Here is a 19027-nt window from a genome sequence, read left to right as displayed (position 1 = left end):
TCACTGCGGAATATTCCGACTGGCGGAAAGTACAAATGGGCGGGCGGCCGCTCAAGCGATCACTCGTTCGAGCCCTCCGCACCCCGTACGAGCGCGTCCCCCGCCGGCGCGTCCTCCACTCCCGGGCCCCGTACGAGCGCGTAGCTCTGGCGCGCGATCTCCAGCTCCTCGTCCGTCGGCACCACGGCGACCGCCACCCGCGCGTACTCCGGCGAGATGAACCGCGCCTCGTCCGAACGCACCGCGTTCAGCTCCGCGTCCACCGCGAGCCCCAGCTCTTCCAGACCCGAGACGGCCGCCTGCCGCACCGGCGCCGCGTTCTCCCCGACCCCCGCCGTGAACGCCACCGCGTCCACCCGGCCGAGCACCGCGTAGTACGCGCCGATGTACTTCTTCAGCCGGTGGACGTAGACGTCGAAGGCGAGCGCCGCCCGCTCGTCGCCCTCGTCGACCCGGCGGCGGATCTCCCGCATGTCGTTGTCGCCGCAGAGCCCCACCAGACCGGACCGCTTGTTCAGCAGGACGTCGATCTCGTCCGCCGACATCCCCGCCACCCGCCGGAGGTGGAAGGTGACCGCCGGGTCGATGTCGCCCGAGCGGGTCCCCATGACCAGGCCCTCCAGCGGCGTCAGGCCCATCGAGGTGTCCACGCACCGGCCGCCCCGCACCGCCGAGGCGGACGCCCCGTTCCCCAGGTGCAGCACGATCACGTTCACCTCCTCCGGCTCCTTGCCGAGCAGCCGCGCGGTCTCCCGCGAGACGTACGCGTGCGAGGTGCCGTGGAAGCCGTACCGCCGGATCCGGTGCGCGTCGGCGGTCTCCACGTCGATCGCGTACCGCGCCGCGGACTCCGGCATCGTGGTGTGGAAGGCGGTGTCGAAGACCGCCACCTGCGGCAGGTCGGGCCGCAGCGCCATCGCCGTGCGGATGCCCACGAGGTTCGCCGGATTGTGCAGCGGCGCCACCGGGACGAGCCGCTCGATCTCCGCGAGCACCTCGCCGTCGATGACGGTCGGCTCGGTGAACCGCAGCCCGCCGTGCACCACCCGGTGCCCGATCGCCGCCAGTTCGGGGGAGTCCAGGCCCAGACCGTCCGCCGCCAGCTCCTCGGCGACCGCCTTCAGGGCGGCCGAGTGGTCGGAGATCGGCCCGTTCCTCTCCCGCTTCCCGCCGTCCCCCTCCCGGAGCGGGGTGTGGACGAGCCGCGAGGTCTCCTCGCCGATCCGCTCCACCAGCCCCTGCGCCAGACGGCTGCCGTCGCGCATGTCGAGCAGCTGGTACTTCAGCGACGACGAACCGGAGTTGAGGACGAGTACACGCGTGGGAGTGGACGTGGGCGCGGTCATGCGGGGAGCTCCTGACCCTGGGACTGGATCGCCGTGATGGCGACCGTGTTGACGATGTCGCTGACGAGCGCGCCGCGCGAGAGGTCGTTCACGGGCTTGCGCAGGCCCTGGAGGACCGGGCCGACGGCCACGGCGCCGGCCGAACGCTGCACGGCCTTGTACGTGTTGTTGCCGGTGTTCAGGTCGGGGAAGATCAGCACCGACGCCTGCCCCGCCACCTCCGAACCGGGCAGCTTCGTCGCCGCCACCGAGGGCTCCACGGCCGCGTCGTACTGGATGGGCCCCTCGATCCGCAGCTCCGGGTGCGCCTCCCGGACGAGCTTGGTCGCCTCCCGCACCTTGTCGACGTCGGCGCCGGAGCCCGAGGTGCCCGTGGAGTACGAGAGCATCGCGATCCGCGGCTCCACGCCGAACCGGGCCGCGGTGGCCGCCGACTGGACGGCGATGTCCGCGAGCTGCTCGGCGTTCGGGTCCGGGTTGACCGCGCAGTCGCCGTACACCAGGACCTTGTCCGCCAGGCACATGAAGAAGACCGAGGAGACGATCGACGCGTCCGGCTTCGTCTTGATGATCTCGAAGGCCGGGCGGATCGTCGCGGCCGTGGAGTGCACCGAACCGGACACCATCCCGTCGGCCAGGCCCTCCTGGACCATCAGGGTGCCGAAGTAGTTCACGTCCGACACCACGTCGTACGCCAGCTCCACGGTGACGCCCTTGTGGGCGCGCAGTGCCGCGTACTTCTCCGCGAACGCGTCCCGCAGCTCCGAGGTGTGCGGGTCGATCAGCTGCGTCTCGCGCAGGTCCACGCTCAGGTCGGCGGCCTTCTTGCGGATGGTCTCCACGTCGCCGAGCAGCGTCAGGTCGCACACGTCCCGGCGCAGCAGCACGTCGGCGGCGCGCAGCACCCGTTCCTCCGTGCCCTCCGGGAGCACCACCCGGCGCCGGTCGGCCCGCGCCTGTTCGAGCAGCTCGTGCTCGAACATCATCGGGGTGACCCGGCCGCTGCGGGCCACCGAGACCCGCTTGAGCAGGTCGGCGGTGTCCACGTGCCGCTCGAACAGGCCGAGCGCGGTCTCCGCCTTGCGCGGGGTCGCCGCGTTCAGCTTGCCCTCCAGGGCGAAGAGTTCGGCGGCGGTCGGGAAGCTGTTCCCGGCGACCGAGACCACCGGGGTGCCGGGCGCGAGCCGGGCCGCCAGGGTCAGGATCTCCTCGCTGGGCCGCTCGTTCAGGGTGAGCACCACCCCGGCGATCGGCGGGGTGCCGGCCGAGTGCGCGGCGAGCGCGCCGACGACCAGGTCGGCCCGGTCCCCGGGGGTGACGACCAGACAGCCGGGCGTCAGGGCGTTCAGGAAGTTCGGCAGCATCGCGCCGCCGAAGACGAAGTCCAGGGCGTCCCGGGCGAGCCCGGCGTCGTCCCCGAGGACGACGGTGGCGCCGAGCGCGTGGGTGATCTGGGCGACGGTCGGCGCGGACAGGGCCGGCTCGTCCGGCAGGACGTAACAGGGCACCGGCAGCCGGGCCGCGAGCCGCTCCGCGATGGCCTCCCGGTCCTCGGCCGCCACCCGGTTGACCACCATCGCGAGCACGTCGCAGCCGAGCCCGTCGTACGCCCGGAAGGCGTTGCGCGCCTCGGCCCGCACGGACTCCGCCGACTGGCCCTTGCCGCCCACCACCGGGATGACGGAGGCGCCGAACTCGTTGGCGAGCCGGGCGTTGATCGCCAGCTCGTCGGGGAGCTGGGTGGCGGCGAAGTCGGTGCCGAGGACCAGGACGACCTCGTACTCCCGGGCGACGGCGTGGAAGCGGTCGACCAGCCGGGAGACCAGCTCGTCGGTGCCCCGCTCGGCCTGGAGGGTCGAGGCCTCCTGGTAGTCCATGCCGTAGACCGTCGAGGCGTCCTGCGAGAGCCGGTAGCGGGCGCGCAGCAGGTCGAAGAGCCGGTCCGGCCCGTCGTGCACCAGCGGCCGGAAGACCCCCACCCGGTCCACCTGGCGGGTGAGGAGCTCCATGACTCCCAGCTCGACGACCTGGCGGCCGTCACCGCGGTCGATCCCGGTCACGTACACGCTGCGCGTCACGCCGTGGTCTCCTGTCCAGTCCTGCGGAAGGGCCCGGGCGGTGCCCCAGCTCCGCCTTCCCGGCCCGTACGTCAATCAAAAGGGCTCGGAAAGCCCCGTTAGGGCGGCATTACCCCCTTGACAATACCCCCGGCGATGGTTAGGTCGCCCGCCGGACGAAGGGCCCGGAAGCACGGGCCGAAAGGCCCCGGAGGGACCGCCGGAGGGCCGCCGGAGACCCGGTGGGCGGGCCGCCGCAGGGCCGTCGCAGGGCCGTCGGAAGGGCCGCCGCGGGGCCCCCGGGAGGGACGCGCGGAACGGCGACGAGCGCGCCCCTCGGGCCCGCCGTGTGAGAATTGCCGTGGCTCACACGGACCGCGACCGAGCAGGAGACACAGCACGATGCGCATCGGAGTTCTCACCGCAGGCGGCGACTGCCCCGGCCTGAACGCAGTGATCCGGTCGGTCGTGCACCGGGCGATGACCGGCCACGGAGACGAGGTCATCGGCTTCGAGGACGGCTTCAAGGGCCTCCTCGACGGCCACTTCCGGCCCCTCGACCTCAACGCCGTCAGCGGCATCCTGGCCCGCGGCGGCACCATCCTCGGCTCGGCCCGCCTGGAGCGGAACCGGCTGCGCGAGGCCGCCGAGTCCGCCTCCGACCTGGCCCGCCAGTACGGCATCGACGTCCTCATCCCGATCGGCGGCGAGGGCACCCTGACCGCCGCCCGGATGCTCTCCGACGCGGGGATGCCCGTCGTCGGCGTCCCGAAGACCATCGACAACGACATCTCCTCCACGGACCGCACCTTCGGCTTCGACACCGCCGTCGGCGTCGCCACCGAGGCCATGGACCGGCTCAAGACCACCGCCGAGTCCCACCAGCGCGTGATGGTCGTCGAGGTGATGGGCCGCCACGCCGGCTGGATCGCCCTGGAGTCCGGCATGGCCGGCGGCGCGCACGGCATCTGCCTCCCCGAGCGCCCCTTCGAGGTCGACGACCTCGTCAAGATGGTCGAGGAACGCTTCTCGCGCGGCAAGAAGTTCGCCGTCATCTGCGTCGCCGAGGGCGCGCACCCCGCCGAGGGCTCGATGGAGTACGCCAAGGGCGAGATCGACCAGTTCGGCCACGAGCGCTTCCAGGGCATCGGCACCCAGCTCGCCGTCGAGCTGGAGCGGCGCCTCGGCAAGGAGGCCCGTCCGGTCATCCTCGGCCACGTCCAGCGCGGCGGCACCCCGACCGCGTACGACCGGGTGCTCGCCACCCGCTTCGGCTGGCACGCGGTGGAGGCGGCGCACCGCGGCGACTTCGGCCGGATGACGGCGCTGCGCGGCACGAGCATCGAGATGGTGCCGCTCGCGGAGGCCGTGACCCAGCTCAAGAGGGTCCCGGCGGACCGGATGCGCGAGGCGGAGTCGGTCTTCTGAGCCCCCGGGCCTCCACGGCCCCGACCGTCCCCCCGTGGACGGTCGGGGCCGTTTCCGCGTACCGGCATCCCCCCGGAAATGCCGGAATCCACTCTTGAGCCGGAGCGCGGGATCAACAAGGCTGGGGGCCTGTCCCGGACATGTCCCAGTCCTGTCCGCCCGTCCGGGAGAAGGGGGAGGCGAGGATGGCGCCGGGGGAGCACGCCCCTGACCCGCGGGGCGTACGGAGCCCCGCCGAGTTCCTCGCGCGCCTCCAGGCGCTCAAGGACTGGTCCGGCCTGACGTACCGCGAGCTCTCGGCGCGGGCGGAGGCGCGCGGGGACGTCCTGCCCCGCTCCACGGTGGCGAACATGCTCTCCCGCACGACCCTGCCCCGCGAGGAACTCCTGACGGCCTTCGTCCGCGCGTGCGGCACCGGCCCGGCCGGGCTGGAACGCTGGCGGGCGGCACGCAGGGAACTGACGGAGCGCCGGGGGTACGGGACGGAGGACCCGGACCCGGCTCGGGGCCTCGCACCGGAGGGGCCGGAGAGACCGGAGGAAACGGCCCCGGTGCACAAGGCGTCCCCCACCATGGAGACCGCCCCGGAGGCCGACCCCGAGACGGCCCCGGACCCCGAAACCATCCCCGATCCGGCCCTCGAAGCCGCCCCCGACCCGGACCCCGAAACCATCCCCGACCCGGACCCCGAACCCGCCCCCCGGCCCGTCTGGCCCACCGCCCCCGTCCCCCTCCCCGAGGCTTCCGGGCCGGAGGCCGCCGGCGGGGCGCGGTCCCGAATACGGTTGCGGCCGCGGCGCCTCCTCGTCCCGGTGGTCGCGGTCGCCGCCCTCGTGTTCGCCGGGGTCAGCGTCGTCGCCTTCCTGCGGGACGGCCACACCGGGCACCCGCCCCGCACCCCCACCACCCCCGCCGCCGGCGACGTCCGCATCCGGGTCGTCGGCACCGACCTCTGCCTCGGCGAGCGGCGCGGCACCCGGACCGGCCAGATCCACCAGGTGCCGTGCGCCGCCGCGGGCGTCCCGCTGTACGCGCTCGCGGAGACGGGCGGCGGCCGGTGGCGGATCGCCTCCGACCACCCCGACTACGGCGCCGGCTGCTCCGGCGTGCCCTCCGGCGGGCGGGTGCCCGGCGTGCCGTACGAGGACTCCGAGTGCGGCGACCCCACCCGGATCGAGGAGTTCTCCCTGGAGCCGTACGGCACCCCCGTCAGGGGATACCGGATCGTCCCGGCCGGCTCCGCGCCCCCCGGCGGCTGCGTCACCGTCGTCGGCGACCGCGCCGCCGCCTGGTCCCGCCTCGCCCTGGCCCCCTGCGCACCGGACGCCGAGGGCCAGCTCTTCGACTTCGACCGCCGGGACTAGGGCAGGCCCAGGACGGCGGCCGGCGGCTCCACCAGACGGGTCCTCAGGGCCGTCACCACCGCCGGGTCCAGGCCGACGTGGCCGGTGGTGTACGCCTCCACCGATCCGTACCGCGCCCGCAGGTCCGCGAGGAACAGGCGGATGACCTCGGCGGGGGCGCGGCCGTAGCCCGGCCAGCGGAGCGTGCGACCCGGGTGGGACGCGTGCCAGTCGGCGACCAGGCGCTCCGTGGCCAGTTCGGTGAGGGCGAAGTCCGCGAGGACCTCCTCGTCGGGGACCTCCAGGAGCGCGAGGAGGACCGCCGCGAGCAGTCCCGTACGGTCCTTCCCCGAGGCGCAGTGGAAGACGAGCGGCCCGTCGGCGGCGGCGATGACCTCCAGGGCCGTACGGAGTTCCACGGCCCCGTCCTCGGCGACCTCGGCGAACCGGTCGGCGAGGTACCGCCACGGGTCGAGGCCGGGGTCGATCTCCGCCTGGTCGTAGGGGCGGTGCTCGACGGAGAGGTTGTGCCAGGCGACGCCGTCGGTCTCCGGCAGGCGGCCCTTGGCCGCGATCTCCCACGGGTAGCGCAGGTCGATCACCGTGGTCACGCCCAGCTCCCGGAAGCGTGCCAGGTCCGCCGGACCGGCGTCCGCGAGCTTGCCGAGGGAGTCGGAGCGGTAGAGGGTCTCCCACCGCACGGTTCCGCCGCCGGCGGTCCGACAGCCGCCCAGGTCACGGAAGTTGTGGAGCCGCTCGAAAGGTATGTGTCGTCTCACGGCGCCAATCTACGGCGCCGGTGCGGGTCTTCGGCGTACGGCCCGGGGTCACGTGCCGGCGTACGTCCAGAAGTGGCCGATGACGTCGTCCAGATACGCGCGCCCCGCGTCGCCGGAGCCCCCCGACGCGCCCCAGCTGCTGGTCGCCGCCATCCGGGCGTGGTAGTCCGCGTGCAGCCGCTGGAGTGCGGCCTCCACGGTCCGCCGGGGCAGCGGCACCGTCCGCACCACCGGCTTCACGTACGCCTGCCAGCGGGTGGTGGCCGCGTCGCGCAGCAGCCCGGCGAGGCGCTCGTCGCCGCCGGTCGCGGTGATCAGGGCGCGCGGGCCGAGGCCGAGGGCCTCCGCGAGGGCGGCCGTCTGGCGTTCGGTGCCGCGCCAGCGCCCCTCGTCCTCCATCCGCCGGTACTCCCGGGCCGTGACCCCCACCCGGCGCGCCAGCTCCTCGGGGGCGATCCCGCGCGCCACCCGGTGCTCGCGCAGGGTGGAGGCGGTGGCGATCAGCTCGGCGGGGGAGCACCACAGGACGCCCGCGAGGGCCGTGAGTTCCTGCTCGGTGGGGACCGCCCCGCCGCGCTCCCAGGCGAGGACGGTCTCGGGGGTGGCGAGGATGCCGTACTGCGCCCGCAGGCCGTAGGCGACGTGGTCGTGGGCCATGCCGAGGCCTTCCCGCAGGCGGCGCGCGGCCGGGGCGTCGAAGGGTGGGGAAGGTGGGTGCACGCGGACACCGTAGGTGCGGAGGGTGACGGCTGGATACGGTGCGTTCGCCCAAGGCCCGAGGTTCGTAGGAACGTGGGAACCGCCCGGTAACGGCGTTCCGCCTGTTCAGTGACCCCGTACGGGTCCGCCCAGCCAGCGGTACTGGAGCTCGGGTCGTCCGATCTGCCCGTACTGGGGCGCCCGTACGGCCCGGCCCTCGGTCACCAGGTGTTCCAGGTAGCGGCGCGCGGTGATCCGGGAGATCCCGACGGCCGCCCCCGCCTCGGCGGCGGTGAGCCCCTCCGGGGCGGCCCGGAGGGTGCGGGTGACGGCCTCCAGGGTCGGGGCGCTCAGGCCCTTGGGGAGCGCGGCGGGGTGCGGGGCCCGCAGGGCGGCGAGCGCCCGGTCCACCTCGTCCTGCCCGGAGGCCTCCCCGGCGGCCGCCCGGAACTCGGCGTACCGCACGAGCCGGTCCCTGAGGGTCGCGAAGGCGAAGGGCTTGAGCACGTACTGGACGACCCCGAGGGAGACGCCCTCCCGCACGACCGCCAGGTCCCGGGCGGAGGTCACCGCGATGACGTCGGCCGTGTGCCCGGCGGCGCGCAGCGCCCGCAGGAGCTGGAGGCCGTGGCCGTCCGGCAGGTACAGGTCGAGCAGGATCAGATCGACCGCCGTCCGGTCGAGCACCCGCACGGCGGCGGCCCGCGAGTGCGCGACCCCCACGACGACGAACCCCTCGACCCGCCCGGCGTAGAGCGCGTGCGCGTCGGCGGCCACGGGGTCGTCCTCGACGACCAGCACCCGAAGGGGGACGGTACTCACGGGGCCACCTCCGCGCCGGGGGCGGCGGGGGCACCGCTCACGCCGGGAGCGTCGCCCTTACGGGGCGCCCCTCCGGCTCTCCGAGGCGCCGGCACGTCCCCTCGTACCGCTCCCTCCTCCCGCAACGGCAGCCGTACCGTGAATTCCGCCCCGCCCTCCGCCCCGTCCGTGAGGGTCAGCGTGCCCGTGGCGCGGGAGACCGCCTGGTGGACCAGGGCCAGGCCGAGGCCGCGGCCGGGGCCCCGGGTGGACCAGCCGCGGCCGAGGACCGCGTCCCGGTCGGCCGGGCTGACGCCGGGGCCGCTGTCCGAGACCCGGAGCAGCAGCTCGCCGTCCCCCGCGCGGGCCGCGACCGTGACCGTCACGCGCGCGTGCGGGGTCCCGCCGGCCGCCTCCACGGCGTTGTCGATCAGGTTGCCGAGGATCGTCACCAGGTCCCGCGCGGACAGCGCCTCCGGCACCCGGCCGTCGTCGATGCGGCTGTCCTCGGTGAGGACCAGCTCCACGCCCCGCTCGTTGGCCTGCGCCGCCTTGCCGAGCAGCAGTGCCGCGAGGACGGGCTCGCCGACCGCGTCCACGACCCGGTCGGTGAGCGCCTGGGCCAGTTCCAGTTCCGCCGTCGCGAACTCCACCGCCTCCGCCACCCGGCCCAGCTCGATCAGCGAGACGACCGTGTGCAGCCGGTTCGCCGCCTCGTGGGCCTGGGAGCGCAGCGCCTCCGTGAAGCCCCGCTCGGAGTCCAGCTCGCCCGACAGGGCCTGGAGCTCCGTGCGGTCCCGCAGCGTCACGACGGTCCCGCGCCGCTCCCCGCCCACCACCGGGCGGGTGTTCACGACGAGGACCCGGTCGTCCGTCAGGTGCGTCTCGTCCACGCGCGGCTCCGAGGACAGCAGCGCGCCGGTCAGCGGCGCGGGCAGGCCGAGGTCCGCCGCCGGACGCCCCACGACCCCCTCGTCCAGGCCCAGCAGCTCCCGCGCCCCGTCGTTGATCAGGGCGATCCGCCGCCGCCCGTCGAGCATCACGAGCCCCTCCCGCACGGCGTGCAGCGCGGCCTCGTGGTAGTCGTGCATCCGGCTCAGCTCGGTGGCGTTCATGCCGTGGGTGTGGCGGCGCAGCCGCGCGTTCACCACGTACGTCCCCGCCCCGCCGAGCGCGAGCGCCGCGCCCGCCATGCCGAGCAGGGCGGTCACCTGCTCCCGTACCTGCGCGCTGATCCGCTCGATCGTGATGCCCGCGCTGACCAGCGCGACGACCCGCCCGTCGGCGTCGAAGACGGGCGCGATCGTCCGCACGGAGGGTCCGAGGACCCCCAGGTGGGTCTCGGAGTGGACCTGCCCCCGCCGGGCCTCCTCGATGTGGCCGAGGTACGTGCGGCCGATCTGGTCCGGCTCCGGATGCGTCCAGCGGGTGCCGTCCGGCGCCATGATCACCACGAAGGCGACGTCCGCGTGGCGCCGCAGCGCCTCCGCGTACGGCTGGAGCGCCGCCGACGGATCGGCCGAGCGGGCGGCCGCCGCCACGGACGGGGAGTCGGCGACGGCCGCGGCGGTGGCCGTGGACTGGCGCCGCGCGGTCTCCTCGGCCTGCTCCCGGTCCGTGAGGTACGCGAAGACCGCGCACCCCGCCACCACGACGGCCACGAGCACGACCTGCATCGCGAAGAGCTGGCCGGCCAGGCTGCGGGGGCGGGGGAGCCGGGGGAGGGGCACACACATGCGGGTAAGTGTGCACGTCCGGGGCCGCGCGGCGGCGTCCCGGCCCCGCCCGGTTCCGCGCCCCCGCCGTTTCGGCCGTGAACGAAACGTACGCAACCGTGACCCGGGTCACAGGCTGGTGGATAGTCGCGGAGGTCCACCGGGACGCGGACGCCCGGGGGACACCCACCAGCACGAGGAGGACCGCCGTGGCCGCACGCCGGGACCGTACCCACTATCTGTACCTGGCCGTCATCGGCGCCGTACTGCTCGGCATCGCGGTCGGCTTCCTGGCGCCGGGCTTCGCCGTCGAGCTGAAGCCGCTCGGCACCGGATTCGTCAACCTGATCAAGATGATGATCTCCCCGATCATCTTCTGCACGATCGTGCTCGGCGTCGGCTCGGTGCGGAAGGCCGCGAAGGTCGGGGCCGTCGGCGGCCTCGCCCTCGGCTACTTCCTGCTCATGTCGACGGTGGCGCTCGCGATCGGCCTGCTCGTCGGCAACCTCCTGGAGCCCGGCTCCGGACTGCACCTCACCAAGGAGCTGGCCGAGGCCGGAGCCAAGCAGGCGGAGGGCGCGAGCGAGTCCACGCCGGACTTCCTCCTCGGGATCATCCCCACCACCCTCGTCTCCGCCTTCACCGAGGGCGAGGTCCTCCAGACCCTCCTGGTCGCCCTCCTGGCGGGCTTCGCGCTCCAGGCGATGGGCGCGGCCGGGGAGCCGGTCCTGCGCGGGATCGGGCACATCCAGCGGCTGGTCTTCCGCATCCTCGCCATGATCATGTGGGTGGCCCCGGTCGGCGCGTTCGGCGCGATCGCGGCCGTCGTCGGCGCGACCGGCGTGGACGCCCTGAAGTCCCTCGCCGTCATCATGATCGGCTTCTATCTGACCTGCGGACTCTTCGTCTTCGTCGTGCTCGGCGCGCTCCTGCGCCTGGTCGCCGGGATCAACATCTGGGCCCTCCTGAAGTACCTGGGCCGCGAGTTCCTGCTGATCCTCTCCACCTCGTCCTCCGAGTCGGCGCTGCCGCGCCTCATCGCGAAGATGGAGCACCTGGGCGTCTCCAAGCCGGTCGTCGGCATCACCGTGCCGACCGGCTACTCCTTCAACCTCGACGGCACCGCGATCTACCTCACGATGGCCTCGCTCTTCGTCGCCGAGGCGATGGGCGACCCGCTGTCGATCGGCGAGCAGGTCTCCCTCCTCGTCTTCATGATCATCGCGTCGAAGGGCGCGGCGGGCGTCACCGGCGCGGGCCTCGCCACCCTGGCGGGCGGCCTCCAGTCGCACCGGCCCGAACTGGTCGACGGGGTGGGCCTGATCGTCGGCATCGACCGCTTCATGAGCGAGGCGCGCGCCCTCACCAACTTCGCGGGCAACGCCGTCGCCACGGTGCTGGTCGGCACCTGGACCAAGGAGATCGACAAGGCGCGGGTGACCGAGGTCCTCGCCGGCCGCGTCCCCTTCGACGAGAAGACCCTCGTCGACGACCACGCCCCGACCCCGGTCCCGGACCAGCGGGCGGACGGGGAGGACGAGAAGACCCCCGCGACGGTCTGACGGCCCCGCGCCGCCGCGAAGAACCTCCGGGTCCCGGGCCTTGAGCCGGATCCGGGCCCCGGGCACGGGAGATCCCCGGCCGCCACGAGCGGCCGGGGATCCCCCGTTCACCCCTGTACGGCCAGGGCCCTGTTCACCCTCGTACGGCCGGGGACCTCCTGTTCACGCCCGTACGACCGGGCCCCGTTCACCTCTGTACGGCCGGAGGCTTCTCGTTTCCCCCGTACCGCCGAGCCCCCCAGCTCCCGCAACTCCTCCTCCGTCAGGACGAGCCCGGTCGCCGCGGCCGAGTCGCGGGCCGTTTCCGGGCGGCTCGCGCCGGGGATCGGCAGGACGGTCTCCGAGCGGGAGAGCAGCCAGGCGAGCGCCACCCGCTGCGGGCCGGTCCCGCGGGCCCGGGCCACCCGGTGGAACGCCCCGAACTCCGGGTCCTCCTCCAAGGCGGACGTCCCGTCCAGGGAGCTGCGGGAGATCCCGCCCAGCGGGCTCCACGGCAGGAAGGCGAGGCCGAGCTCCGCGCAGAGCCGCAGCTCCGCCTCCCCGTCCCGGACGGCGGGCGAATACCGGTTCTGCACGGAGACGAGCCGGTCGCCCAGGACCTCCCGGGCCAGCAGGATCCGCTCCGCGTCCACGTTCGACACCCCGGCGAGCCGGACCGTGCCCGCGTCCAGCAACTCCCGCACCGCGCCGAGCGATTCGGCGTACGGGACGGCCGGGTCCGGCTTGTGCAGCTGGTAGAGCCCGATCGCGTCGCCCCCGAGCCGCCGGGCCGAGGCCTCCGCCGCCCGCCGCAGGTGTCCGGGCCGCCCGTCCACGATCCAGCCGCCGTCGGCCGTCCGTCCCCGCCCGCCCTTCGTCGCCACGAGCACCCCGTCCGTACGGCCCCCGTACGAGGCCAGGGCCCGGGCCACGAGCAGTTCGCCCTCGCCGGGCTCGCCGCCCGGCGGGTGGTAGGAGTCGGCGGTGTCGAGCAGGGTCACGCCCGCGTCCAGGGCCGCGTGCACCGTGGCCACGGCCCGCGCCTCGTCGGGCCGCCCCTCGATGGAGAGCGGCATCGTGCCGAGGCCGACGGCCCCGACCCGTACGTCCCCCAGCATCCGGAAGCGCGTCACCGCGCCGCCCCGACCGCGTCGGAGACGGCCCGCGCGAGCCATTCCGAGGAATGGGAGAAGGAGTAACCCAGCTCCGTGGCCCGCGCGTTGTCCATTCCGTACGAGCGGGCGAAGGAGAACGGCGAGACCTCCCCGACCTCCACCTCCCGGAACACCGTCCGGCCGCCCACCTGCCGCTCGATCTCCGCGCAGAGGTCGGCCGTGTGCAGCGGACCGTGGGAGTGCGCGTTCACAGGACCGGTGAAGTCCGCCTCCACCGCCCAGGCGAGGAACGCGGCGATCTCGTCCACGTACACGTAGGTCGCCGGGCGGTTCACCGCCGGCACCGCGATCGGCTCGCCGTCCCGGACGCGCCGCACGTAGTGGTCGAGTCGGCCGGTGAAGTCGTCGTCGCCGCCCAGGACGTGCGCCACCCGCACCGAGGCCCACGCGAACGGCGCCCCCGCCGCGAACACCGCTTCGGCCTGCCGCTTGCCCTCCCCGTAGTGCGCGTCGCGGAACTCCGGGTCGTCCCAGGCCGCGTCCGGGTCGACGGCGACCGACGCCAGGTCGAGGGCGCTCTCCGGGACCGGCCCGGCCGAGTCCTCGTCCGCGTACACCTCCACCGTCGACGTCATCACATAGCGCCGGACGCGCCCCGTGAAGACCCGCCGGGCGATCTCCGCCTGGCGCGGGGTGTAGCAGACCTGGTCGAGGACGACGTCGAAGGAACGCCCCGCGAGCACGGATTCCAGAGCGGCCTCGTCGTCGCGGTCGGCCACGAGGTGCCCCATTCCGTCCGGAACTCCGGAGGAACCCCGGTTGAGCACCGTGACCCGATGCCCGGATTCCCGCAGGAGCGCGATGACCCGCTTGCCGAAATAGCGGCTCCCGCCGATGACCAGAACGTCCATGAGTTCCCACTCCCTTTTCTCCGGGGACAAGTGTTACGTTCGGCGTCCGCCGTCTGAAGGGGGAGACATGGGCGTTGCGGCCCTCGCGCCGAAGGAACCACGGCGTTCGAGAGGAACCGCCGACGAAACCTCGGCGGCCCCTCACGCGGCCTTCGATCCGGTCGACCGGCTGATCCTGGAGCTGCTCCAGACCGACGGCCGGATCAAGCTGAGCGAGCTCGGCCGCCGCGTCCGGCTCAGCCCGGCGGCCGTCACCGAACGGGTCCGCCGCCTGGAGGCGAGCGGCGCGGTCACCGGCTACGGGGCCAGGGTCTCCCCGGCCCGCCTCGGCTACGGCCTCCAGGCCTTCATCCGGGTCAACCCGCACGGCGGCTACACCCTCAAGCACCCCCGCACCCTCGAACTGACCGCCCGCCCCGAGGTCCTGGAGGTCCACCACGTGGTGGGCGAGGACTGCTGGATCCTCAGGGTCGCCGTCACCGACACCGTCCACCTCGAAGACGTCCTGGAACAGACCTCGGCCCTCGGCCGCACGACGACCTCGATCGTCCTCTCCTCCCCGGTGGAGGGAAAACCGCTGCTGCCCCCGGACCGGGACCACTCCTGACGCCCACCGGTGCGAGCCGCCGAAATGGCGCAGTGCCGATGCTCGAAGACCTGTGAGCCCGCCCCCTGGGGCCGGCCCGATCCGACCGCACCGTGAAAACCGGGCGACCGGGCCCCGGTGCGTCGTCCAGGATGCTCCCATGAGCCAAGATCTGGTGACGTTCCTCCACGCACGGTTGGACGAGGAGGCCGACCTCGCCCGACGCTGTGACGGTGGGGGAGGTGGGGAGTGGACCGCTCAGGGGCACACCGTCGACTTCCGCCAAGGGGAACTCGCCGGATTCCGTCCCGCGATCGCCCTGCACGTGGCTCTGCACGACCCGGCCCGTGTCCTCCGAGAGGTCGAGGCCAAGCGACGCGTGCTCGCCCGCCATGCGTTCAGCCCGGCCATAGGCGACCCGGAACTGCCGTGGGAGAACAACGACGACTGCCAGTACGACGGTGAGCCCTGGCCGTGCGACGACTTGCTCGACCTCGCCCTACCGTATGCCGATCACCCCGACTGTCCCAGAGCCCCCTGAACAGAGGTCGTTTACGGGACAGCCCACAGGGGCGGGACCGACAGCGCGGAGATCGGCCAAGTGCGCTCCGTGTCTCCATGCGTATCCGCCCGGTCCCCAGGATCCGGGCCATGACGATTCGCGCAGTGGTCTTCTACGTCGGCGACCGCGTCGACAACGACCTGCGCCCCGCGGTCGCGGCCGGGATGGAGACGGCGCTCGTGCGCCGCGGTCCGTGGGCGACGATCCAATGGCGGACCGAGGAAGCGGAGAAGCTCCCGACCTTCCGGGCCGAGAGCCTCACCGAGCTGCCGGGGAGATCGCCCGGTTCAACGAGCGAGCGCGCTGACGGTTGTCTCCCAGCCGCACAACCGGTCGTCGAGGTCACGCACGCACGGCTCGTGCTGCCCCGGCGTACTGACACGCCGATCCGGGGGTCCGTTTCGCGCACGGGCCGGGGCCCGGCCCTTGCCCTGACGTCGACGTCAAGGCCTACCGTCGGGGACATGCGCATCGGAGAGCTGGCCGAGCGGGCCGGGACCACCCCGCGGACCCTGCGGTACTACGAGTCCCGGGGGCTCCTGACCGCCCGGCGCACGGACCGGGGGCACCGCACGTACGACGAGGACGACCTGCGGCTCCTCCAGCAGATCAGGACCCTCCAGGACTTCGGGTTCGAGCTGGAGGAGACGCGGCCGTTCGTCGACTGCCTGCGCGCGGGGCACCCGGCGGGGGACGCGTGCCCCGCGTCGATCGCCGTCTACCGGCGCAAGGTCGCGGAGCTGGACGGCCTGATCGAACAGCTCCGGGCGGTACGCGCCCAGGTGGGCGCCCAGCTCCTCCGGGCCGAGGCGGAGCTGCCGCACGGCCCGGAGCCCCGGTGCGAACTGGCCACGGAGGAAGAGGGATGACGGACATGACGACGAACACGGCGGACGCGACGGACGCGGCGGGCGTGACCGAGGTGACGGACGCGGACTTCGGCACGGAGGTGCTGGGCTCCGGGCCGCCGGTCCTGGTGAAGTTCACCGCCGAGTGGTGCGGGCCGTGCCGGCAGCTCGGCCCGGTGCTCGGCGCGCTCGCCCGGGAGGAGGCCGGACGCCTGCGGATCGTCGAGATCGACGTGGACCGCAATCCGGAGACCACGGTGCGGTACGGGGTCCTCGCCACCCCGACCCTCATGGTCTTCCGGGCCGGCGAGCCCGTGAGGTCCCTGGTCGGCGCCCGCCCGAAGCGCCGCCTCCTGGAGGAGCTGGAGGACGTCCTCGGCCCCTGAACCGCGGCGGCCCCCGGCGCCCCGGCCCGTGCCAGACTCGGGCCGCATGAACCATGATCACGACATGACCGGTCTGACCGTCGGGGACCGCGACCCCGAGCTGGCGAAGCTCCTCGACCGGGGGCTCGACGCGTACAACTTCGCGGCCACCGGGACCGGCCCCGAGGACCAGGCCGAGTTCTCGGTGAAGGCCGTCGACCCGGCGACCGGCGAGGTCGTCGGCGGGATCACCGCCTGGACCTGGGCCGGACTGCTCGGCATCGACATGCTCTGGGTCCACGAGGAGCACCGCCGCGACGGCTGGGGCGGCAGGCTCCTGCGCGCCGCCGAGGAGGAGGCCCGCCGTCGCGGCTGCGACCGGGCCTCCGTCTCCTCCTTCACCTTCCAGGCCCCGGACTTCTACCGCCGGCACGGCTACGTGGAGACCGGCCGCACCCTGGGCATCCCGGGCGGCGCCGAGGACGTCCACTTCCACAAGGACCTGACCGGGAACCAGGCCCCGGAAGAACGGGAAAACCCCCACCGGAATTGACGGCGGGGGTGTCGCGGAGCGTATATTGGTGGATTCCGTGTCTGCACAACAAAAAGGCGCACCCAAGTGCGCCTGAAAGTCACGGTGAAGCTCAATAAACGCACTGTATCGCGCCGGGAGTCGAATTGTCAACCGAGGAATTTCGGAACGAACAACAATTCATCACCGATCTCTACACACGACTCGACGACCTGAGGGACCAGGCCGAGGCCGCCGTCGACCGCGCCCTGCGCACCCCCGGCACCGGCGGCAACCAGGGACGGCTCGAACGGGACGTGCTGGTCGCCGAGCAGTCCGGGCTGCTCGCCGCGCTCAACGCGGGGGAGAGCGGCCTCTGCTTCGGCCGGCTCGTCTTCCGCGACGGGCGCGACCACCACATCGGCCGGCTCGGCATCCGCGAGGACGACCCGAACCGCACCCCCCTCGTCGTCGACTGGCGCGCCGAGGTCGCCCGCCCCTTCTACCTCGCCACCGGGTACGAGCCGATGGGCCTCTCCCGCCGGCGCCACATCGGCACCACCGGCCGCACGGTCACCAGCCTCCACGACGAGGTCCTCGACCTCGCCGACGCCACCCGCACCGGCCACGAGAGCCGGGACGCCGACGAGGTGCTGCTCGCCTCGCTCGACGCCGCCCGCACCGGCCGGATGCACGACATCGTGCAGACCATCCAGGCCGAGCAGGACGCCATCATCCGCTCCCCGCACCGCGGCGTCCTCGTCGTCGAGGGCGGCCCCGGCACCGGCAAGACCGCCGTCGCCCTGCACCGCGCCGCGTACCTCCTCTACGCCCACCGCGAGCAGCTCGCCCGCCGGGCCGTCCTCATCGTCGGCCCCAACCCCGCCTTCCTCGGCTACATCGGCAACGTGCTGCCCTCCCTCGGCGAGACCGGCGTCCTCCTCGCCACCCCCGCCGAACTCTTCCCCGGCGTCCGCGCCACCGGCACCGACACCCCCCGGGCCGCCGCCGTCAAGGGCTCCGCCGCCATGGCCGACGCCCTCGCCGCCGCCGTCCGCGACCGCCAGCGGGTCCCCGAGCGCGGCGAGCCGCTGATCGTCCCGCACGAGGACGGCGACCTGGTCGTCGACTGGGACATGGCCCTGGAGGCCCGCCACAAGGCCCGCGAGACCGCCCTCCCGCACAACCTCGCCCGCCCCTACTTCGTCTTCCGGATCCTCGACGCCCTCGCCGAGCAGCTCGCGGACCGCATCGGCGCCGACCCCTACGGCGGCCCCAACTTCCTCGGCCCCGACGACATCGCCCTGCTCGCCAAGGGCATCGCCGCCAACCCCGAGGTGCACGCCGCCCTCGACACCCTCTGGCCCGCCCTCACCCCGCGGGAGTTCCTCGCCGACTACCTCACCGAGCCGACCCACCTCCCGGACGCCGACGCCGCCGCGATCCGGCGCGGGGGCGGCCCGTGGACCTCCGCCGACGTGCCCCTGCTCGACGAGGCCGCCGAACTGCTCGGCGAGGACGACTCGGCCCTCCGCGCCGCCGAGGAGGCCGAGCGACAGAAGCGGATCCAGTACGCGCAGGGCGTCCTCGACGTCTCCTACGCCTCCCGCACCTACGAGTTCGAGGACAAGGAGGAGCAGGACAAGGACGCCTCCGAGGTCCTCTCCGCCCACGACATCATCGACGCCGAGCGGTTCGCGGAGCGCCACGAGGAGGCCGACCACCGCACCGCCGCCGAGCGGGCCGCCGCCGACCGCACCTGGGCCTTCGGCCACATCATCGTGGACGAGGCCCAGGAACTCTCCGCGATGGCCTGGCGGCTCCTCATGCGCCGCAGCCCCACCCGCTCCATGACCCTGGTCGGAGACCCCGCCCAGACCGGCGACCCGGCCGGCGTCGGCGCCTGGCGGGACATCCTCGGCCCGTACGTGGAGGACCGCTGGGAGCTGGTCCGGCTCGGCGTCAACTACCGCACCCCCGCCGAGATCATGGCCGTCGCCGCCGGCGTGCGACGCGAGACCGACCCCGGCTTCGAACCGCCGAGCTCGGTCCGCTCCACCGGAGTCGAGCCCTGGGACCGCACGGCCGGGGACCCGGTGAAGGAGACCGCCGACGCGGTCGCCGCCGAGCGGCGCCCCGACGGACGGCTTGCCGTGATCGCCCCGCCGGAGCTGCACCCGGCCCTGGTCGCCGCCCTCCCGGACGCCGACCACGGCCCGGCCCCCGACCTCACCCGGCCGGTGGTCCTCCTCGACCCCCGGCAGGCCAAGGGCCTGGAGTTCGACACGGTCCTCGTCGTCGACCCGGAAGGCATCCGGGCCGGCGCCCCGCACGGCGTGAACGACCTGTACGTGGCGCTGACCCGGGCCACCCAGCGCCTCGGCGTGATCAGGCCCGCCTGATCACGCCCGCCGTGCCCT

17 protein-coding genes and 1 pseudogene are annotated in these 19027 nt (G+C 73.8%); 10 read left to right on the top strand and 8 right to left on the bottom strand.

Going from position 1 to position 19027, the window contains the following annotated elements; genetic code table 11:
* Nucleotides 1-59: 59 nt before the first annotated feature.
* Both ACIQD7_RS30775 and pta read right to left on the bottom strand, forming a co-directional pair.
* On the bottom strand, nt 60-1346 hold the full coding sequence (locus ACIQD7_RS30775; protein ID WP_402445945.1) for an acetate kinase: 1287 nt from the start codon (nt 1344-1346) through the stop codon (nt 60-62).
* Nucleotides 1343-3424 carry a phosphate acetyltransferase gene (pta, locus tag ACIQD7_RS30770; RefSeq protein WP_402445942.1) on the bottom strand — a complete coding sequence of 694 codons (2082 nt, stop codon included), beginning with the start codon at nt 3422-3424 and terminating at the stop codon, nt 1343-1345. The genes ACIQD7_RS30775 and pta overlap by 4 nt, the downstream gene beginning before the upstream one ends.
* Before the next feature lie 381 nt (nt 3425-3805).
* Here pta and ACIQD7_RS30765 point away from each other — a divergent pair, with 381 nt between their 5' ends.
* Entirely contained in the window at nt 3806-4831 is a 1026-nt protein-coding gene (locus tag ACIQD7_RS30765; RefSeq protein ID WP_402445940.1) for an ATP-dependent 6-phosphofructokinase, read from the top strand.
* A gap of 185 nt (nt 4832-5016) precedes the next feature.
* Nucleotides 5017-6195, top strand: coding sequence for a helix-turn-helix domain-containing protein (locus tag ACIQD7_RS30760; protein WP_402445938.1), 1179 nt, complete (start codon nt 5017-5019; stop codon nt 6193-6195).
* Here the strand turns inward: ACIQD7_RS30760 and ACIQD7_RS30755 are convergent.
* From ACIQD7_RS30755 to ACIQD7_RS30740, 4 genes are all read right to left on the bottom strand, one after another.
* The gene (locus tag ACIQD7_RS30755) at nt 6192-6953 is read right to left on the bottom strand and encodes a tyrosine-protein phosphatase (RefSeq protein ID WP_402445936.1); all 762 of its coding nucleotides are present in this window, start codon (nt 6951-6953) and stop codon (nt 6192-6194) included. The genes ACIQD7_RS30760 and ACIQD7_RS30755 overlap by 4 nt on opposite strands.
* A 48-nt stretch (nt 6954-7001) precedes the next feature.
* Nucleotides 7002-7610, bottom strand: a complete 609-nt coding sequence (locus ACIQD7_RS30750) for a helix-turn-helix domain-containing protein (RefSeq protein ID WP_402446049.1) — start codon at nt 7608-7610, stop codon at nt 7002-7004.
* Nucleotides 7611-7778: 168 nt separating this feature from the next.
* On the bottom strand, nt 7779-8474 hold the full coding sequence (locus tag ACIQD7_RS30745) for a response regulator (RefSeq protein WP_161373004.1): 696 nt from the start codon (nt 8472-8474) through the stop codon (nt 7779-7781).
* Nucleotides 8471-10189: an ATP-binding protein gene (locus tag ACIQD7_RS30740; protein WP_402445933.1), complete on the bottom strand. Its 1719-nt coding sequence runs from the start codon at nt 10187-10189 to the stop codon at nt 8471-8473. Before ACIQD7_RS30740 ends, ACIQD7_RS30745 begins: the two co-directional genes overlap by 4 nt.
* Before the next feature lie 188 nt (nt 10190-10377).
* Between ACIQD7_RS30740 and ACIQD7_RS30735 the strand changes: the two genes are divergently transcribed.
* Nucleotides 10378-11730: a cation:dicarboxylate symporter family transporter gene (locus ACIQD7_RS30735; RefSeq protein WP_402445930.1), complete on the top strand. Its 1353-nt coding sequence runs from the start codon at nt 10378-10380 to the stop codon at nt 11728-11730.
* A gap of 107 nt (nt 11731-11837) precedes the next feature.
* Here ACIQD7_RS30735 and ACIQD7_RS30730 read toward each other — a convergent pair whose 3' ends face one another.
* Together ACIQD7_RS30730 and ACIQD7_RS30725 are read right to left on the bottom strand one after the other, a co-directional pair.
* Entirely contained in the window at nt 11838-12827 is a 990-nt protein-coding gene (locus tag ACIQD7_RS30730; RefSeq protein ID WP_402446046.1) for an aldo/keto reductase, read from the bottom strand.
* An 11-nt stretch (nt 12828-12838) separates the two neighbouring features.
* Nucleotides 12839-13735 carry an NAD-dependent epimerase/dehydratase family protein gene (locus tag ACIQD7_RS30725; protein WP_121828734.1) on the bottom strand — a complete coding sequence of 299 codons (897 nt, stop codon included), beginning with the start codon at nt 13733-13735 and terminating at the stop codon, nt 12839-12841.
* A gap of 67 nt (nt 13736-13802) precedes the next feature.
* Here ACIQD7_RS30725 and ACIQD7_RS30720 point away from each other — a divergent pair, with 67 nt between their 5' ends.
* The 7 genes and pseudogenes from ACIQD7_RS30720 (at nt 13803) to ACIQD7_RS30690 (ending at nt 19009) form a co-directional block, all read left to right on the top strand.
* Nucleotides 13803-14342 (top strand): Lrp/AsnC family transcriptional regulator, encoded by a 540-nt coding sequence (locus ACIQD7_RS30720; protein WP_402445926.1) that lies wholly within the window; start codon nt 13803-13805, stop codon nt 14340-14342.
* Between the two features lie 139 nt (nt 14343-14481).
* Entirely contained in the window at nt 14482-14862 is a 381-nt protein-coding gene (locus ACIQD7_RS30715; protein ID WP_402445924.1) for a DUF6221 family protein, read from the top strand.
* 77 nt (nt 14863-14939) lie between these two features.
* A pseudogene (locus ACIQD7_RS30710) lies at nt 14940-15140 on the top strand (HAD hydrolase-like protein); the annotation flags it as partial.
* A 207-nt stretch (nt 15141-15347) separates the two neighbouring features.
* Nucleotides 15348-15752 carry a MerR family transcriptional regulator gene (locus ACIQD7_RS30705; RefSeq protein ID WP_402446043.1) on the top strand — a complete coding sequence of 135 codons (405 nt, stop codon included), beginning with the start codon at nt 15348-15350 and terminating at the stop codon, nt 15750-15752.
* A gap of 5 nt (nt 15753-15757) precedes the next feature.
* Nucleotides 15758-16117 carry a thioredoxin family protein gene (locus ACIQD7_RS30700; protein ID WP_402445921.1) on the top strand — a complete coding sequence of 120 codons (360 nt, stop codon included), beginning with the start codon at nt 15758-15760 and terminating at the stop codon, nt 16115-16117.
* A gap of 64 nt (nt 16118-16181) precedes the next feature.
* A complete protein-coding gene (locus ACIQD7_RS30695) occupies nt 16182-16649 on the top strand; it encodes a GNAT family N-acetyltransferase (RefSeq protein WP_402445920.1) in 468 nt (155 codons plus the stop codon).
* Between the two features lie 125 nt (nt 16650-16774).
* On the top strand, nt 16775-19009 hold the full coding sequence (locus tag ACIQD7_RS30690; protein WP_402445918.1) for a HelD family protein: 2235 nt from the start codon (nt 16775-16777) through the stop codon (nt 19007-19009).
* Nucleotides 19010-19027: the final 18 nt, after the last annotated feature.

This window comes from Streptomyces sp. NPDC093071, assembly GCF_044754545.1.
Lineage (GTDB): Bacteria > Actinomycetota > Actinomycetes > Streptomycetales > Streptomycetaceae > Streptomyces.
Note: the sequence above shows the minus strand (reverse complement) of the source record. Positions and strands in the feature narration are given on the sequence as shown.

Coding starts and splice junctions, on each gene's coding strand:
- ACIQD7_RS30775 (WP_402445945.1), bottom strand. CDS start 1,346: ATGACCGCGCCCACGTCCACTCCCACGCGTGTACTCGTCCTCAACTCC.
- ACIQD7_RS30765 (WP_402445940.1), top strand. CDS start 3,806: ATGCGCATCGGAGTTCTCACCGCAGGCGGCGACTGCCCCGGCCTGAAC.
- ACIQD7_RS30760 (WP_402445938.1), top strand. CDS start 5,017: ATGGCGCCGGGGGAGCACGCCCCTGACCCGCGGGGCGTACGGAGCCCC.
- ACIQD7_RS30750 (WP_402446049.1), bottom strand. CDS start 7,610: ATGGCCCACGACCACGTCGCCTACGGCCTGCGGGCGCAGTACGGCATC.
- ACIQD7_RS30740 (WP_402445933.1), bottom strand. CDS start 10,189: ATGTGTGTGCCCCTCCCCCGGCTCCCCCGCCCCCGCAGCCTGGCCGGC.
- ACIQD7_RS30730 (WP_402446046.1), bottom strand. CDS start 12,827: ATGCTGGGGGACGTACGGGTCGGGGCCGTCGGCCTCGGCACGATGCCG.
- ACIQD7_RS30725 (WP_121828734.1), bottom strand. CDS start 13,735: ATGGACGTTCTGGTCATCGGCGGGAGCCGCTATTTCGGCAAGCGGGTC.
- ACIQD7_RS30720 (WP_402445926.1), top strand. CDS start 13,803: ATGGGCGTTGCGGCCCTCGCGCCGAAGGAACCACGGCGTTCGAGAGGA.
- ACIQD7_RS30715 (WP_402445924.1), top strand. CDS start 14,482: ATGAGCCAAGATCTGGTGACGTTCCTCCACGCACGGTTGGACGAGGAG.
- ACIQD7_RS30705 (WP_402446043.1), top strand. CDS start 15,348: ATGCGCATCGGAGAGCTGGCCGAGCGGGCCGGGACCACCCCGCGGACC.
- ACIQD7_RS30700 (WP_402445921.1), top strand. CDS start 15,758: ATGACGACGAACACGGCGGACGCGACGGACGCGGCGGGCGTGACCGAG.
- ACIQD7_RS30695 (WP_402445920.1), top strand. CDS start 16,182: ATGACCGGTCTGACCGTCGGGGACCGCGACCCCGAGCTGGCGAAGCTC.